At 66.8% G+C, this 14,237-nt stretch carries 16 protein-coding genes and 1 tRNA gene; 6 read left to right on the top strand and 11 right to left on the bottom strand.

Annotated elements, in window-relative coordinates; genetic code table 11:
* Positions 1-26: 26 nt before the first annotated feature.
* The 3 genes from KUV62_RS20405 (at position 27) to KUV62_RS20395 (ending at position 2,206) form a co-directional block, all read left to right on the top strand.
* A complete protein-coding gene (locus tag KUV62_RS20405; protein WP_222605590.1) occupies positions 27-287 on the top strand; it encodes an acyl carrier protein in 261 nt (86 codons plus the stop codon).
* Positions 284-1,492 carry a beta-ketoacyl-[acyl-carrier-protein] synthase family protein gene (locus tag KUV62_RS20400; protein ID WP_222605589.1) on the top strand — a complete coding sequence of 403 codons (1,209 nt, stop codon included), beginning with the start codon at positions 284-286 and terminating at the stop codon, positions 1,490-1,492. Before KUV62_RS20405 ends, KUV62_RS20400 begins: the two co-directional genes overlap by 4 nt.
* A 162-nt stretch (positions 1,493-1,654) precedes the next feature.
* Complete coding sequence (locus tag KUV62_RS20395; protein WP_222605588.1) at positions 1,655-2,206, top strand: NADPH-dependent FMN reductase; 552 nt, start codon at positions 1,655-1,657, stop codon at positions 2,204-2,206.
* A gap of 132 nt (positions 2,207-2,338) precedes the next feature.
* Here KUV62_RS20395 and KUV62_RS20390 read toward each other — a convergent pair whose 3' ends face one another.
* The 4 genes from KUV62_RS20390 to KUV62_RS20375 all read right to left on the bottom strand — a co-directional run bounded on the left by KUV62_RS20390 (position 2,339) and on the right by KUV62_RS20375 (position 4,914).
* Positions 2,339-2,905: a GNAT family N-acetyltransferase gene (locus KUV62_RS20390; RefSeq protein WP_410000882.1), complete on the bottom strand. Its 567-nt coding sequence runs from the start codon at positions 2,903-2,905 to the stop codon at positions 2,339-2,341.
* Between the two features lie 110 nt (positions 2,906-3,015).
* Positions 3,016-3,285 (bottom strand): 50S ribosomal protein L27, encoded by a 270-nt coding sequence (gene rpmA, locus KUV62_RS20385; RefSeq protein ID WP_222605587.1) that lies wholly within the window; start codon positions 3,283-3,285, stop codon positions 3,016-3,018.
* 18 nt (positions 3,286-3,303) lie between these two features.
* Entirely contained in the window at positions 3,304-3,900 is a 597-nt protein-coding gene (locus tag KUV62_RS20380; protein WP_222605671.1) for a 50S ribosomal protein L21, read from the bottom strand.
* Between the two features lie 195 nt (positions 3,901-4,095).
* Entirely contained in the window at positions 4,096-4,914 is an 819-nt protein-coding gene (locus KUV62_RS20375) for a DUF2059 domain-containing protein (RefSeq protein WP_222605586.1), read from the bottom strand.
* A gap of 186 nt (positions 4,915-5,100) precedes the next feature.
* Here KUV62_RS20375 and KUV62_RS20370 point away from each other — a divergent pair.
* A tRNA-Ser gene (locus tag KUV62_RS20370) sits at positions 5,101-5,190 on the top strand.
* A gap of 217 nt (positions 5,191-5,407) precedes the next feature.
* The gene (locus KUV62_RS20365) at positions 5,408-5,851 is read left to right on the top strand and encodes a hypothetical protein (protein WP_222605585.1); all 444 of its coding nucleotides are present in this window, start codon (positions 5,408-5,410) and stop codon (positions 5,849-5,851) included.
* Positions 5,852-5,872: 21 nt separating this feature from the next.
* Here the strand turns inward: KUV62_RS20365 and KUV62_RS20360 are convergent, their stop codons facing one another.
* The 6 genes from KUV62_RS20360 to purC all read right to left on the bottom strand — a co-directional run bounded on the left by KUV62_RS20360 (position 5,873) and on the right by purC (position 12,152).
* Positions 5,873-7,207: a sigma-54-dependent transcriptional regulator gene (locus KUV62_RS20360; protein ID WP_222605584.1), complete on the bottom strand. Its 1,335-nt coding sequence runs from the start codon at positions 7,205-7,207 to the stop codon at positions 5,873-5,875.
* Between the two features lie 43 nt (positions 7,208-7,250).
* A complete protein-coding gene (locus tag KUV62_RS20355; RefSeq protein WP_222605583.1) occupies positions 7,251-9,017 on the bottom strand; it encodes an ATP-binding protein in 1,767 nt (588 codons plus the stop codon).
* A 37-nt stretch (positions 9,018-9,054) separates the two neighbouring features.
* A complete protein-coding gene (gene purQ, locus KUV62_RS20350) occupies positions 9,055-9,723 on the bottom strand; it encodes a phosphoribosylformylglycinamidine synthase subunit PurQ (protein ID WP_222605582.1) in 669 nt (222 codons plus the stop codon).
* Positions 9,724-9,875: 152 nt separating this feature from the next.
* Entirely contained in the window at positions 9,876-10,913 is a 1,038-nt protein-coding gene (locus tag KUV62_RS20345; protein ID WP_222605581.1) for a zinc-dependent alcohol dehydrogenase family protein, read from the bottom strand.
* Positions 10,914-11,084: 171 nt separating this feature from the next.
* Entirely contained in the window at positions 11,085-11,315 is a 231-nt protein-coding gene (gene purS / locus KUV62_RS20340) for a phosphoribosylformylglycinamidine synthase subunit PurS (RefSeq protein WP_222605580.1), read from the bottom strand.
* 75 nt (positions 11,316-11,390) lie between these two features.
* Positions 11,391-12,152, bottom strand: a complete 762-nt coding sequence (gene purC, locus KUV62_RS20335) for a phosphoribosylaminoimidazolesuccinocarboxamide synthase (protein ID WP_222605579.1) — start codon at positions 12,150-12,152, stop codon at positions 11,391-11,393.
* Positions 12,153-12,311: 159 nt separating this feature from the next.
* Here purC and KUV62_RS20330 point away from each other — a divergent pair, with 159 nt between their 5' ends.
* Positions 12,312-12,626, top strand: coding sequence for a DUF1476 domain-containing protein (locus KUV62_RS20330; protein WP_222605578.1), 315 nt, complete (start codon positions 12,312-12,314; stop codon positions 12,624-12,626).
* Positions 12,627-12,917: 291 nt separating this feature from the next.
* Here KUV62_RS20330 and KUV62_RS20325 read toward each other — a convergent pair whose 3' ends face one another.
* Complete coding sequence (locus KUV62_RS20325; RefSeq protein ID WP_222605577.1) at positions 12,918-14,198, bottom strand: ATP-binding protein; 1,281 nt, start codon at positions 14,196-14,198, stop codon at positions 12,918-12,920.
* Between the last annotated feature and the right edge of the window lie 39 nt (positions 14,199-14,237).

Below are 14,237 nucleotides of genomic sequence, written 5' to 3'. Positions count from 1 at the left end.
TCTGCGACGAAAAGGGAGCGCCGCCGATGAGTGTTAAGGACCGGGTCATCGCGATCATCGCGGAACAGGCCGTGTTGGAACCCTCCGACGTCACGATGGAGAGCACGCTCGAGGATCTGGGCATCGACAGCCTCGGTCTCGTCGAGAGCATCTTCGCCATCGAGGAAGAGTTCGACATCTCCGTCCCGTTCAACGCCAACGAGCCCGAGGCCAGCGATTTCGACATCTCGTCGGTCGCCAGCATCGTCGGCGGCATCGAAGCGCTGATCGCCGAGCAGGAAAAGTGAAACGCGTTGTCATCACCGGTGCCGGCACGATCAACGCCCTCGGGCGTGACGTGCCGGAAACGCTCGAGGCGATGCGCGAAGGCCGCTGCGGCATCTCCGAGCTCGAATTCCGCGATGTCGAACGGCTGGCCATCCGCATCGGTGGCCAGATCAAGGGCTACGAGCCCGAGAGCTCCTTCAACCGTCAGCAGATGGCGCTCTATGACCGCTTCACCCAGTTCGCGCTGCTTGCCGCGCGGCAGGCGGTGGCGCAATCGGGGCTCGATTTCACTGGCGCGCTGGCGGATTGCTCGGGCGTGGTGCTCGGAACCTCCGGCGGCGGTCTGACCACGCAGGACGAGAATTACCGCTCGGTCTACGAGGAGGGCAAGAACCGGGTTCACCCCTTCGTGGTGCCGAAGCTGATGAACAACGCCGCCGCCTCCCATGTCAGCATGGAAATGAACCTGCGCGGCCCGACCTTCACCGTCGCCACAGCCTGCGCCTCGTCGAACCACGCCATGGGGCTGGCCTATCACATGGTGCGCGGCGGCACCTGCTCGGTGATGCTCACCGGCGGCTCCGAGAGCATGCTCTGCTTTGGCGGGGTGAAGGCCTGGGAAGGGCTGCGGGTGATGTCGCGCGATGCCTGCCGTCCGTTTTCGGCCAACCGCAACGGCATGGTTCAAGGCGAAGGCGCCGGGGTCTACGTGTTCGAGGAATACGAGCACGCCCGTGCCCGTGGCGCCGAGATCCTCGCCGAGGTGGTGGGCTTCGCCATGACCTCCGACGCCTCCGACATCGTCATGCCCTCGAAGCAGGGCGCGGCCCGGGCGATCACCGGCGCGCTGCGCGACGGCGGCATCGACGCCTCCGAGGTCGGCTACATCAATGCCCACGGCACCGGGACCGCCGCCAATGACAAGACCGAATGCGCCGCCGTGGCGGATGCGCTTGGCGGCCAGGCGGACCGCGTGCTGATCTCCTCAACCAAGGCAATGCACGGCCATTGCATCGGCGGCACCGGGGCCATCGAGCTGCTCGCCTGCATCATGGCCCTGCGCGACGGCATCATTGCACCGACCATCGGCTACGAGGAGCCCGACCCGGAATGCGCCCTCGACGTGGTGCCCAACGAGGCGCGCGAGACGGATGTCTCGGTGGTGCTGTCGAACGCCTTCGCCTTCGGCGGGCTCAACGCGGTTCTGGCGCTGCGCCGGGCCTGATGCCGGGCGCAGACCGGGCGCTGACCGCAGGCTGCTTCGCGGCATGAATGCACGAAACGGCCTGACGTTCCGTCAATCCATGAACAGCCGCGGTGCGTTTGGGCCTCTAAAGTAAGCCGCTCGAAGCGCTTACCTTTTGGTCACCGAACACTGGAGACCAACATGTCCAAGCACGTTACAGTCATCGTCGGATCCCTCCGCGAGGGCTCCTACAACCGCAAGCTCGCCTGCACCCTCACCGAACTCGCCCCCGAGGGGCTGGAGTTCAGCTTCGTGCGCACCGGCGATCTGCCGCTCTACAATCCCGATCTCGACGAGGGCACCCCGCCCGAGGCCTGGCAAAGCTTTCGCCGCTGCGTCGGTCGCAGCGATGCCATCCTCTTCGTGACGCCGGAATACAACCGCTCGGTGCCGGCCAATCTGAAGAACGCGCTCGACGTAGGCTCGCGCCCGATGGGCGAGAGCGTCTGGGACGGCAAGCCCTCCGCCATCGTGACCGGCTCGCCGGGCGGTATCGGCGGCTTCGGCGCCAACCACCACCTGCGCCAGAGCCTCGTCTTCCTCAACGCAGCGCCGATGCAGCAGCCCGAAGCCTATATCGGCAACATCGCCGCGCTGTTCGATGAAGAGGGCCGACTGACAAACGAAAGCACGAAGGACTTCCTGAAGAGCTTCATGCAGGCCTTTGCGGAGTGGATCGACAAGCTGACCTGAGGGCGGCACCACCACCCTGCCCCGGCCCGATCCCTCTGGCCGCCGCCCTTCTGACGCGGATCCGGCGCGCTCCAGCGCCATCCGCCTCGCACAGCGTTCAGGCCTGCCCTCCGGCAGGCCCGAAAGCCGCGCTCACGCCATCCGGCGCAAATAGGTCCAGGTCGGGACCTTGGCATTGCGCGCCACCGAGAACGCCTCGGCATCCCCGATATAATCGAAGCCGCAATTGGTCAGCACCCGCGCCGAGGCCGGGTTGTCCTGAAAGACGCTTGCAAACAGCGTCGCGGAGCCAAACGGGTTGGCATCGATCAGCGTGCGCAGCGCCTCGGAGGCATGGCCGGTGTTCCAGTATTGCGGCGCCACCCAGTAGCCGATTTCGCTCTGGTTGCCTTCGAGCCGCTCGAGCGAGATCACGCCCATGACTTCCGGCCCATCCTGTGCGGAGGCATCCATCACCCAGATATCCTCGGCCCGATCCTCGGCGGTGCCACGCGCGATAAACGCCTCGGTGGCGCCGGGCGGCAGCGGGTGCGGGATCGAGGTGGTCATGCGGGCGACGCGCTCATCCGAAGAATAGAGCGAGATCAGCCCGGCATCCGACCGCCGCAGCGGACGCAGGACGAAGCGCTCCGACGGGATTTCCGGTTGCAGAACGACTGGCTTGGGCCGCGTCGGCATTTTCAGTTGGTCCAGACTCATGTGCATACTCCTCAATGCACGTTCCGGTGGATCGGCGCCCCCTCCTCAAGAAACGCCGAAGGGGACCGGCTTTCGCCGATCCCCCTGATTTTCACATCCCTAGGGTCGGCTTACTCGGCAGCCTCGGCCACCGGCAGGACGGATACGAAGGTGCGGCCCTTGAGGCCTTTGTGGAACGTCACCGAGCCGGCTTCGGTTGCAAAGATCGTGTGATCCTTGCCCATGCCGACACCGTTGCCCGGCCAGAACTTGGTGCCGCGCTGACGGATGATGATGTTGCCCGGGGTCGCATCCTGACCGCCGTAGAGTTTGACGCCAAGACGGCGGCCAGCGGAGTCGCGGCCGTTACGGGACGAACCGCCTGCTTTTTTATGTGCCATGGGTTAGTCTCCTTGTTCTCAGGCGAGGGTCTTGGCCTGCTCGACCCACTCGGGCTTCACCTTGGTGGCCTCGAAGGTCTCGGGGTTCACTGCGGCGAGCTCGGCGAAGGTCGTGATGCCGGCCTCGTTGAGCTTCTTGGCGGCGGCGGGGCCGACACCGGTGATTGCGGTCAGGTCGTCGCCTGCGGCAGCGGCCGGAGCGGCAGCCTCGGCCTTGGCGGCCTTCTTCGGTGCTGCAGCGGCGGCCGGAGCGGCCACGGAGCCCGCGCCAACGGCGGCCTTGACGCCCGATGCGTCTGCGCCCGAAGCGAGGATCTCGGTCACGCGGACGAGGGTCAGCTTCTGACGGTGACCCTTGGTGCGCTGCGAGCTGTGCTTGCGGCGACGCTTGACGAAGTGGATGACCTTGTCACCCTTGACCTGGTCGACAACCTCGGCCTGCACGGCGGCACCAGCCACCAGCGGCGCGCCGACGGTGACGCTGTCGCCGCCCAGCATTAGGATATCGTTGAACTGCACGGTTTCACCCGCGTCTGCGGCCAGCTTTTCCACGCGGAGCACGTCGCCCGCCTGAACCTTGTATTGCTTGCCGCCGGTTTTCATCACCGCGAACATCTGCATCTTCCTTCGTTTCCCGCGTCCTATGGTGCCCTACGGGTCTTTACCGGATCTTAAGATCCACCTCGAACAGCGCGCCCTCTTGGGGCTGTCATTGATATAAGAATCGAAACCGGGGCCACAACAGCCCCGATCCGAGCCGCGCTTATGCGAGGATCCCGTCGCTTTGTCAACCCGCGCGGGAGAAAAGCCTCAGAGATCCTGGCCCTGCATCTGCTTGGCCGCCGCAAGGCCGAGGGCGTAGGAGATGTTGTCGTACATCGCGTTGAAGCCTGCGAAGAGCGCCCGGTTCATCGCCTTGCCCTCGGGGCTCGACGACAGCTCGACATAGGCCTCGAGATCGTCGTCCGACAGCGGCCCGTATGCCATCAGCAGGTAGGCGTAGAGCCATTCGCGGCTGTCGGCGCGGGTTTCCGGCTCCTGCGACCAGACCTCGTCGAGGATCTCGCGCTCGGTCATCTCGAGCGCCCCGCCATCGACCAGCCCGGCATAGAACTGGTAGCTGGCATTCAGCGCCCCGGTGACGTTGGCCTCGACCAGATCATTGGCCTGGACGAAATCCGTCACCAGCCCGAGCCGCTCGTCGGAAGAGCCGTCGAGCCCGCGAAACACATCGCGGGCGGCGGATTCGACCCCGTCATCGATCATTGCGCGCCGTGCCGAGAGCTCGACCTCGACCACCCGCTCGCCGGTCTCGCTGCCAAAAAACTTCAGCAGCGGCGTCGCATTGGTCTCACCGAAGCTCTCCTGGAACTCGGCCCGGACCACCTCTTCCATCGCGTCGGTGTCGTAGATCCGCGCCACCGATGCCTGCCAGCCCGGCGTAGCGCCGCCCGGGATCAGGTCGCGCGCCATCTCGGAGCCGTAGCCCATGCCTTCCTCGCGCATGATCTGCACGATCTCGGGCAGGCCAAGCCGGTCGAGCAGCGCATCCGCAGGGCGCGCCGGATCGGCGGTCGCGGGCCAGGCGAAGCTGGCGGTCAGCAGGCAGGCGACGAAGCGCAGGGCCATGACGAGGATTCTCCGGTGTTCGGGTCGCGGCACGTATTCGGGTCGGGCCGAGACTAGGCTCGGACGCGGGGTTTTCCAAGGCCGCAAGGGTTGTCGGACCAACTTCGACAACTTCTGCCCGGTTCCGCAAATTTCCCTGTTGCACCCCACCGCGCATCTCGTTAAACGGCCCTCCACGACCCCCGCGGAGAGGTGCCGGAGTGGTCGAACGGGGCGGTCTCGAAAACCGTTGACCCTTCACGGGGTCCCAGGGTTCGAATCCCTGTCTCTCCGCCATTTCACCGCCAGCGCGGTGAAATCGCTCTCGAAAAATGATCGAATTGTGCATTTCCCCAAAGGGGGACACCCGCCCGAGGCGAATTCCGGGCCTGTCTCTGTGCAGCAATGTCGCCGGCTATACGCGACACGGTTGTCCGAGCTTCGCAGCTCTCGCGTCTTGGTCTACACTCCCCTCGAAAAGCTCTTTGAGAACCATCGATTGCGGGGGATGCGGATGGATCAGATCGACGGAATGGCACTCGACCTCTTCAAGGACAGCACCAGCCTGCTCTCGGTGCTCGCCGTCGCGAGCCTCGGCTGGGTGGCCGCCTGTTCGGGGCGGATGCCGCGGGCGCTGCGCGGGCTGTCGCTCGTGGCCCTCGCGATCTCGGCCGTGGCCGCGGTGCTGATGTTGGCGACGCTGCCGACGCTGCCCGGAGCGCCGCTCCCGGGCGATGCAGGCCCGGCCGGGGCCGGCGCGCTCTACGCGCTCGGTGTCGATCTCGGACCGCTGCTGCCCGGTGCGGGCCTTCTGCCGCTGAAATACCTGTGCTGGCCGCTCTATCTTGGCCTGTCAGTCGGCCTCGCGCTCTATGCGATCGGCGCCATCGCCACGCCGCGCGAGGATCTGGAAGCCGCGCCACGAAAGGCGCGGCTGCCGATGTCGAAAACCCACTAGGCCAGAACGGCCCGGCGCGGCTCAGAGATAGTCGGCGCGCTGCAGGCCATACTTGGCCATCTTCTCGTTCAGCGTCCGGCGCGGCAGGCAGAGTTCGTCCATCACCGCCGAGATAGAGCCCTTGTGGCGGCGCATGGTGTTGTCGATCAGCATGCGCTCGAACGCCTCGACATATTCCTTCAGCGGCTTGCCCTCCGTGGTCATCACCGGCTGCATGTCCTCGTGATCGTTCATCAGCAGCGAGGCGATGGTGCCCTGCCCGCGCCGCGATTGCAGCACCGCGCGCTCGGCGAGGTTTATGAGCTGGCGCACGTTGCCGGGCCAGGGCGCCTGCAGCAGCTGCGCCGCCTCCTGCGCCGAAACCTTGGGGGCATCGCAGCCATATTCATCCGCGAAGCCCTCGGAGAGCCGGGTGAAAAGCGTCAGGATGTCTTCGCCGCGCGCGCGCAGCGGCGGCACGGTGATCTTGAGCGCCGCAAGGCGGTAGTAGAGATCCGGGCGCAGCGCGCTTTCGCAGGTGCGGCCCTCGTCCTGAAGGTTGCAGATCGCGACGATGCGGGTCTCGGGCGGCGTGCCCTGATCGTTGATCACCGAAAGCAGGCGTGCCTGCGCCGAATCCGACAGCGACTCGACATCCTCGAGCACCAGCGTGCCGCCGCGCGCCTCTTCCATCGCCGGCAGCCGCGTCTGGTCGGGCTGCATCGGACCGAAGAGCCGGCGCATTAGCGCATCCTCGTCCATCGCCGCGCAGGACAGCAGCACGAATTTCTTGCCGGCGCGCGAGCCCACCGCGTGCAGCGCGTGGGCGATCAGGGTCTTGCCGGTGCCGGTCTCGCCCTCGATCAGCACGTGGCCGTCGGCCTGGCCCAAATCCAACACATCCTCGCGCAGCCGCTCCATCGCCGGGCTCTGGCCGATGAGCTTGCTCATCAACTGGCCGCCATCCGAGAGCTCGCGGCGCAGCGCGCGGTTGTCGAGGGTCAGGCGGCGCGCGTTGGTGGCCTTCTTGGCCAGCTCCGACATGCGATCGGGGTTGAAGGGCTTCTCGAGGAAATCGAACGCCCCGATGCGCATCGCCTCGACCGCCATCGGCACGTCTCCATGGCCGGTGATCATGATGACCGGCAGCGCGCTGTCATTGCCCATCAGCTTCTTGAGAAACTGGATGCCGTCCATGCCGGGCATCTTTATATCCGAGATCACGATGCCGGGGTAATCGGTGCCGAGCGCGCCAAGCGCCTCCTCGGCGCTGGCAAAGGCCTCGGTATCATAGCCCGACAGCGCCAGCCACTGGCTGATCGACTGGCGCATGTCCTTCTCGTCGTCGACGATGGCGATCTTCATGGCTTTTGTCATTCTGGTCTTACGCCTTTTCTGCCTGCGTCTCTCCCGCTGCCAACTACTCGGCGGCGCGGGTGGTTTCATTCAAGATAGGAAGCTGCATCTCGAAAACAGCCCCACCGTCGACCCCGTTCCGCGCCGTCAGGCGCCCACCGAGATCGGCCACGATGCCGGAACTGATGGCAAGGCCGAGCCCGGTGCCGTCGCCGGGCTGCTTGGTGGTGTAGAACGGCTCGAACAGCGCATCCATGTCCTCGATGCCGTGGCCGTTGTCGCGCACCGAGAGCGTCGCGGTCTCGCCGCTGGCGAGGATAATCTCGAGTTCCGGCTGGGCCACCGACTTGGTGGCGTCGATGGCGTTGCGCAGCAGGTTCACCAGAACCTGCTCGATGCGCATACGGTCCCCCATCACCCGCACCGGCTCGTCGGGCAGGATTTTCGAGATCCGCACCCGCCGCGCCTTGAGCTGCGGCTCCATCATCGACAGCGAGGAGGCCAGCGCCTCGGCCATGTCGACGGGGCTGAGCTGCTCCTGCCCCTTGCGGGCATAGGATTTCAGCTGCCGGGTGATCGCGCCCATGCGCTCGATCAGGTCGTCGATGCGGTGGAAGGCGGTCATCGCCTCCTCGGGGCGGTTTCGGCGCAGCAGCAGCCGGGCGCCGGCGAGATAGGTCTTCATCGCCGCGAGCGGCTGGTTGAGCTCGTGGCTGACCGCGGCCGACATCTCGCCTAGCGCCGCGAGCTTCGAGCTCTGCTCTAGCGTCTGCTCGGCGGAGGCGAGATCCTTCTGGACCTTCTCGCGCTCGGAAATCTCGCGCTGGAGGCGGGCGTTGAGCCGGCGCAGCTCGGCGGATTCGCGCTGGAACAGCGCCATGCGCAGCGCCGTGCGGCGGCTCAGCGCGTAGAAGGCCAGCGCCGCCAGCAGCGCGAAGCCCATGATCTCGAGCGCCAGTACCGCGTTCACCTTTTCACGCACTGAGGCGTAGGTGGTGAAGGTCGCCATGGTCCAGCCGCGGAACGGAATGCGCCCGTCGACCCGCATCACCGCCTCGCCCTGCAGGTAGGCGTCGGGCGGCAGCGCGGTCCAGTCGGCGGTGGCCTTGATGGCGCGCTCGATGGCGCTCTCGGGCGACTGGCGCACCAGCGCCTCGTCCATCGTGCGCCCGCGCCAGCGCGGCTCGGTGGCGAGGATGATGGTGCCTTCCGAGTTCAGCACCGCCACGGCGTCGGTGATCCCGGCCCAGGCGCGCTCGAACTTTGCCAGATCGACCTCGACCATGATGACGCCGATGACGCTGTTCTGGCTCTCAAGCCGGCGCGAATAGGTGAAGGTGTAGCCGCCCGCCTCGCGCTCCTGCGTGGTGAAGACGGTGGTGTTGGAGCGCAGCGCCTCGACGAAATGCGGCGCGTTGCGGTGCTGCTCGCCCAGCCGGTTGCGGTCGGTGGCGGCGACGGTGCGGCCGTCGCGATCCAGCAGCATCAGCGAGGCGGCGCCGATCTCGTCGACATAGGAGATCAGGCGCTGAGAGGACTGGCTGAAGTCGCCCGAGTTCAGCGCCCCGATCAGCGCCGGGTCGCGGGCCAGAAGCTGCGGCACGATGGCGTTGCTGCGCAGCTCGGAGAGGATGTTGCCGGAGTAGAGCGCCAGCCGCAGCTCGGCCCGGTTGCGGGTCGATTCCGTAAACCGGTCGGTGAGCATCATGTTGGTGACCCAGACGGTCACCACGGCCAATACGACAAGGAGGACGAGCGCGCCCCGCACTCGCCACCCAAGTGGCCCCGAGCGCCTTGCGCGCCGCGCCTTGTCCTTGGACGTCCCTGACATGGGCGGCAGATTACGCGCCCGTGCTCAGGCTCTCAAGTCAGGCTTCCGCGAGGGCGGCGGTCAGATGGGCGAAAAGACGCGCACCGTCCTCGTTGCCCTGTGCCGGATCGCAGGCCCTCTCGGGGTGCGGCATCATCCCCAGCACGCGGCGGTTCGATGACAGGATGCCGGCGATGTCGCGGTCGGAGCCGTTCGGGTTGTCGGTGTAGCGGAAGGCCACCCGGTCCTCGGCCTCGAGCGCATCGAGGGTCGCGGCATCGGCGGTGTAGTTGCCGTCGTGGTGCGCGATCGGGATGCGGATGGTCTCGCCCGCATCGTAGCCGCGGGTGAAGACCGACTGGCTCTCGGCGACATTGAGCCCCACGGTCCGGCAGATATACTTGAGACCGGCATTGCGCAGCAGAGCGCCGGGCAGGATCTTGGTCTCGGTCAGGACCTGGAAGCCGTTGCAGATGCCGATGGCGTAACCGCCGCGCTCGGCATGGGCCTTGACCTCGTGGCAGATCGGCGAGTTCGCGGCGATGGCACCGCAGCGCAGGTAATCGCCGAAGGAGAAGCCGCCGGGGATGCCGACGATGTCGATGCCCGAGGGCAGCGCCGTGTCCTTGTGCCAGACCATCTGCACATCGAGCCCCGCCTTGCGGAAGCCCTCGGCAAGATCGCGATCGCAGTTCGATCCGGGAAAGACGATGACGGCAGCTTTCATGGCAGGCTCGCTTGACGTTGGGTGGGTCAGATTGCGCTCCGCATAGCGGCTTTTGCCACACAGCGCAATCGCGGGAGGGCCCCCTCCGGCGAGATGCCGGAGCGCCCTGCCCTCTGCGCGCCGATGCGGTGCAAAAGCGCTCGGTTCCGCGCTCAGGTCTGGAAGTCGGTGATCACCGCAACTCCCGGCGGCGTCGGGCCGTTGAAGGCCGCGAGCTCGGCGCTGGCGCCGCTCAGCGGCACCTCGCGGGCGATCAGCGGCGAGAGATCGACCTTGCCGCGGGTGATCAGCCCGAGCAGCGACGGGTAACGATGCGACGGCATCCCTCGCGTGCCGTAGAGCGCGAGGTTGCCCTGGTAGACGGCCGACATGTCGACATCCATATGCGCGGTATGGCCTACCGGCATGCCGACCTGAACGTGCCGGCCCAACGGGCGCAGGCAGCGGATCGAGGCGTTGACGGTCTGCGGGATCCCCAGCGCCTCGATGCTGACATGCACTCCGCCGCCGGTGATCTCGCGGATCTGCTCGGCGGCATCGCCATGGGCGGCATTGACCCCCGCATCCATGCCCAGCGACAGCGCGTGGTCGAGCTTCTCCTGCACCACGTCGACGACGATCACATGCGCCCCGAGCGCCCGGCCCAGAAGCGCCGCCGAGAGCCCGACCCCGCCGGTCCCATGCACGGCAAGCCACTCGCCGCCCTGCAGCGCGGCGCGCCCGGTGAGCGCGTGCCACGCGGTGGTGACCCGGCAGCCGAGCCCAGCCGCCAGCGTCGGCGACATGCCCTCGGGCAGGCGCGCGAGGTTGAAATCGCGCGGCACGGGGACGTATTCGGCGAAGGCGCCCGGCTCGATGAAGCCCGGCAGCCGCTGGTCGGCGCAGACGGTCTGCTGGCCGGAGCGGCAGCTCGGGCAGCTGCCGCAGGCAAGGATGAACGGCGCCACTAGTACGTCGCCGATGCCCCATTGCGAGTTCGGCCCGGCGGCGACCACACGGCCGCAATATTCATGCCCCTGGATCTGCCCCGGCTTGACGCGGGGATGCTCGCCGACCCAGCCGTGCCAGTCGGAGCGGCAGACGCCGCAGGCCAGCACTTCGAGCACGACGCCATCCTCGGGGCAGTCCGGCTCGGGCACGGTCTCGATCGACAGGTCCTTGTTGTACTCTCTCAGCACCGCTGCGCGCATGGTCTCTCTCCTCCCGTTCCTCGCGAGGAGAGGACGCGAATTCGCGCGCGAACGCAAGCGGAGCGCCGCCACGCGCCGCAACGAAAACGGGGCGCCTGAGCGCCCCGTCATGGCAGGCCGAGCCCCGCCGAAACCCGTGAACCCAAGCCGGCGCGGCGCGCCGGGTCGGGCTCAGGCCATCTCGATCGAGTAGCTCTCGATCACGGTGTTGGCGAGCAGCTTCTCGCACATCTCGCGCACCGCGTCTTCGCCGGTGCCCTCAGCCAGATCGAGCTCGATCACCTTGCCCTGACGCACGCCGCCGACGCCATCAAAGCCCATCCCGTGCAGCGCGTGCTTCACCGCTTCGCCCTGCGGGTCGAGCACGCCGTCCTTGAGCATCACATGCACCCGTGCCTTCATGGCGTCTTCTCCGTCTGTTGCGGGAGGCGCGGCCTCCCGTCCTTGAAATCACCGCGCGTGATGCGCGCGCCTCGCTCAGTTGATGAGCTTGGGCTTGGAAATATGCGTCGCCTGCTTGGGCATCACGCCAAGCCGCTCGGCCACCTCGGTATAGGCGTCGGTCAGCGAGCCCAGGTCGCGGCGGAACACGTCCTTGTCGAGCTTCTTGCCGGTCTGCAGATCCCACAGGCGGCAGCTGTCCGGCGAGATCTCGTCGGCGACGATCAGGCGCTGGAAATCGCCGTCATAGACGCGGCCGATCTCGATCTTGAAGTCGACGAGGCGGATGCCGACGCCATACATCAGGCCCGACAGGTAATCGTTGACCCGCAGCGCGAGGCTGAGGATGTCGTCCATGTCCTGCTGGCTCGCCCAGCCGAAGGCGGCGATGTGCTCCTCGGTGACCAGCGGGTCGCCCAGCTTGTCGTCCTTGTAGCAATACTCGACGATCGGGCGCGGCAGCGGCGTGCCTTCCTCGAGCCCCAGACGCTTGGCCAGCGATCCGGCGGCGAAGTTGCGCACGATGATCTCGAGCGGAATGATCTCGCAGGAGCGCACCAGCTGCTCGCGCATGTTGAGCCGCTTCAGGAAGTGGGTCGGAACGCCGATGTTGTTCAGACCGGTCATGAAGAACTCGGACAGGCGGTTGTTGAGCACGCCCTTGCCTTCGATCACGTCCTTTTTCTGGGCGTTGAAAGCGGTCGCGTCGTCCTTGAAATACTGCACGATGGTCCCCGGTTCGGGGCCTTCGTAGAGAATCTTTGCTTTGCCTTCGTAGATCTTTTTGCGGCGTGCCATAGGATTCCTTTCCGAGCGGGACACAGAGGGCGCTTCTGCGTCCTGCGAGGCCCTATAAATCATGCCTTCTCGCCTCGCAAGCGGGCGCTTGGGCTTGCACGGTTCCGCAGGTGTGAAATACTTGGCCGCGAGGAAGAGTAACACTGGGGAGCGAGACGGATGACCACCTTCGACGAACGCGAATCCGCGTTTGAAAACAAGTTCGCACATGACGAAGAGATGGCGTTCCGCGCCGAGGCGCGCTGCAACAAGCTGCTTGGGCTCTGGGCTGCGGAATTGCTGGGCAAGAGCGGCGAGGCGGCCGAGGCCTATGCCCGCGACGTCATCAAGGCGGATTTCGAGGAAGCCGGCCACGAGGACGTGGTGCGCAAGGTCGCGGGAGACCTCGGCGACAAGTCCGACGCCGATGCGGTGCGGCAGAAGCGCGCCGAGCTGCTGATCGAGGCCAAGGGCCAGATCCTGCTCGAGGGTTGAGCCCGCGGCGCGAAAGCGAGGAACGACTGGCGGCGCCCCCTAAGACAGGGAGGCGCCGTTTTCGTGCCGGACCGGAGGCCGCACAGCCTGAAAAGCATGCGCGGGGTGACGCGGCGTTTCGCGATCGGCGCCACCCCGCCATGAGAGAGACACGCTGCCGGGCAGGCGCGTCATGCCAAGCGGCTTGCCCGGCAGAGCTGTATCGAAGCATCCGGAAATGTCGAAAATTGGGAGCAATTCGGGCAGCGCCCCGCAGAGCGGCGCGACGTCGGCGGGAATCCGCGCACCCTGTCAGCGCGCAATGACGATGTCAGCCCTGAGCCCGCCGAGCGTCTCGCTCTCGCCCAGCCGCAGCACCCCGCCATGGCCGCGCGCGATGTCGGCGGCGATCGCCAGCCCGAGGCCGACGCCCGGCCCCTTGTCCTGGTTGCGTGCGGGATCGAGCCGCACGAAGGGCCGTTGCGCCTCCTCGCGCCGCTCCGCCGGAATGCCCGGCCCGTCATCCTCGACCCGAAGCCGAAGGCTCTTCTCGCTCAGCGTCACCGAAACCTCGCAGCGGGTGCCGTAGCGCACCGCGTTGCCCACGAGGTTTTCCAGCGCGCGCCGCATCGCCACGGGGCGCAGCGAGACCTCGCCCGTGCCCTCGACCTGCACCAGCTCCACCTGACGTCCGGTGCGCTGCGCATCCTCGACCACGCTCTCCGCGAGCGCCACGGGATCGGTGGGCTCGGCCGGTCCGGTCAGCGCATCGCCGCGAGCGAACTCGAGGAAGGCATCGATCAGCCGCTGCATGTCCTCGACGTCGCGCTCCAGTGGCTCGCGGTCCTCATCGTCGAGCATCGACAGCCCGAGCCGCAATCGGGTCAGCGGTGTGCGCAGGTCATGGCTCACCCCCGACAGCATCATGGTGCGCTGCTCGATCTGCCGCTCGATGCGGTTGCGCATGTCGAGAAACGCGTTGCCCGCGGCCCGAACCTCGACCGCGCCCGAGGGCGAATACGGCTCGTGACGACCGCGCCCGAAAGCCTCCGCCGCGTGCGCCAGCCGGGTGATCGGCCGCAGCTGGTTGCGCAGGTAGAGAAAGGCGATCAGCGTCATCAGCATGCCGAACACCATCATGTTGACGAAGAGCTGGTGCGCGTTGGTCGGCGACGCCCGGCGGCGCAGCACCTCGAGCTCGATCAGCCCCTGCGCGTCGCGCAGGTAGAGCACCATGTCGAAATCATCCGGCAGCAGGATGCGCTCGAGTCCCGGCACCGCGCGCTCCAGCGTCTGGGTGACAACCAGCCCCGAGAAATCGAACCAGCGCCGCTGGCTCTGCTCCGGCAGGGCGCTCTCGGGGACCCGGGTCAGGGTCAGGTCGAGCGCCGGGGCCAGCTCGGGCCGCTCCAGCACCAGCCGGATCTCGCGCGCGAGATCGCGGCTCATCTGGCTCGACACGTCTTCGAAATGGCGCTGCACGAAGACCACAGAGACCACCAGCTGCAGCGTCACCACGGGCAGGATCAGGATCAGCGCCGCCCGCCCGTAAAGACCGCGGGGCACATAGCGTTTGAGCCATTGGAAGGACATGCGTTACCTCTGGTGCGACTGTCAGCCAGAAAGCCCCGA

This window comes from Salipiger bermudensis (assembly GCF_019801965.1).
Taxonomy (GTDB): domain Bacteria; phylum Pseudomonadota; class Alphaproteobacteria; order Rhodobacterales; family Rhodobacteraceae; genus Salipiger; species Salipiger bermudensis_A.
Note: the sequence above shows the minus strand (reverse complement) of the source record. Positions and strands in the feature narration are given on the sequence as shown.

Coding starts and splice junctions, on each gene's coding strand:
- KUV62_RS20405 (WP_222605590.1), top strand. CDS start 27: ATGAGTGTTAAGGACCGGGTCATCGCGATCATCGCGGAACAGGCCGTG.
- KUV62_RS20395 (WP_222605588.1), top strand. CDS start 1,655: ATGTCCAAGCACGTTACAGTCATCGTCGGATCCCTCCGCGAGGGCTCC.
- KUV62_RS20390 (WP_410000882.1), bottom strand. CDS start 2,905: ATGAGTCTGGACCAACTGAAAATGCCGACGCGGCCCAAGCCAGTCGTT.
- rpmA (WP_222605587.1), bottom strand. CDS start 3,285: ATGGCACATAAAAAAGCAGGCGGTTCGTCCCGTAACGGCCGCGACTCC.
- KUV62_RS20380 (WP_222605671.1), bottom strand. CDS start 3,900: ATGTTCGCGGTGATGAAAACCGGCGGCAAGCAATACAAGGTTCAGGCG.
- KUV62_RS20375 (WP_222605586.1), bottom strand. CDS start 4,914: ATGGCCCTGCGCTTCGTCGCCTGCCTGCTGACCGCCAGCTTCGCCTGG.
- KUV62_RS20365 (WP_222605585.1), top strand. CDS start 5,408: ATGGATCAGATCGACGGAATGGCACTCGACCTCTTCAAGGACAGCACC.
- KUV62_RS20360 (WP_222605584.1), bottom strand. CDS start 7,207: ATGACAAAAGCCATGAAGATCGCCATCGTCGACGACGAGAAGGACATG.
- KUV62_RS20355 (WP_222605583.1), bottom strand. CDS start 9,017: ATGTCAGGGACGTCCAAGGACAAGGCGCGGCGCGCAAGGCGCTCGGGG.
- purQ (WP_222605582.1), bottom strand. CDS start 9,723: ATGAAAGCTGCCGTCATCGTCTTTCCCGGATCGAACTGCGATCGCGAT.
- KUV62_RS20345 (WP_222605581.1), bottom strand. CDS start 10,913: ATGCGCGCAGCGGTGCTGAGAGAGTACAACAAGGACCTGTCGATCGAG.
- purS (WP_222605580.1), bottom strand. CDS start 11,315: ATGAAGGCACGGGTGCATGTGATGCTCAAGGACGGCGTGCTCGACCCG.
- purC (WP_222605579.1), bottom strand. CDS start 12,152: ATGGCACGCCGCAAAAAGATCTACGAAGGCAAAGCAAAGATTCTCTAC.
- KUV62_RS20330 (WP_222605578.1), top strand. CDS start 12,312: ATGACCACCTTCGACGAACGCGAATCCGCGTTTGAAAACAAGTTCGCA.
- KUV62_RS20325 (WP_222605577.1), bottom strand. CDS start 14,198: ATGTCCTTCCAATGGCTCAAACGCTATGTGCCCCGCGGTCTTTACGGG.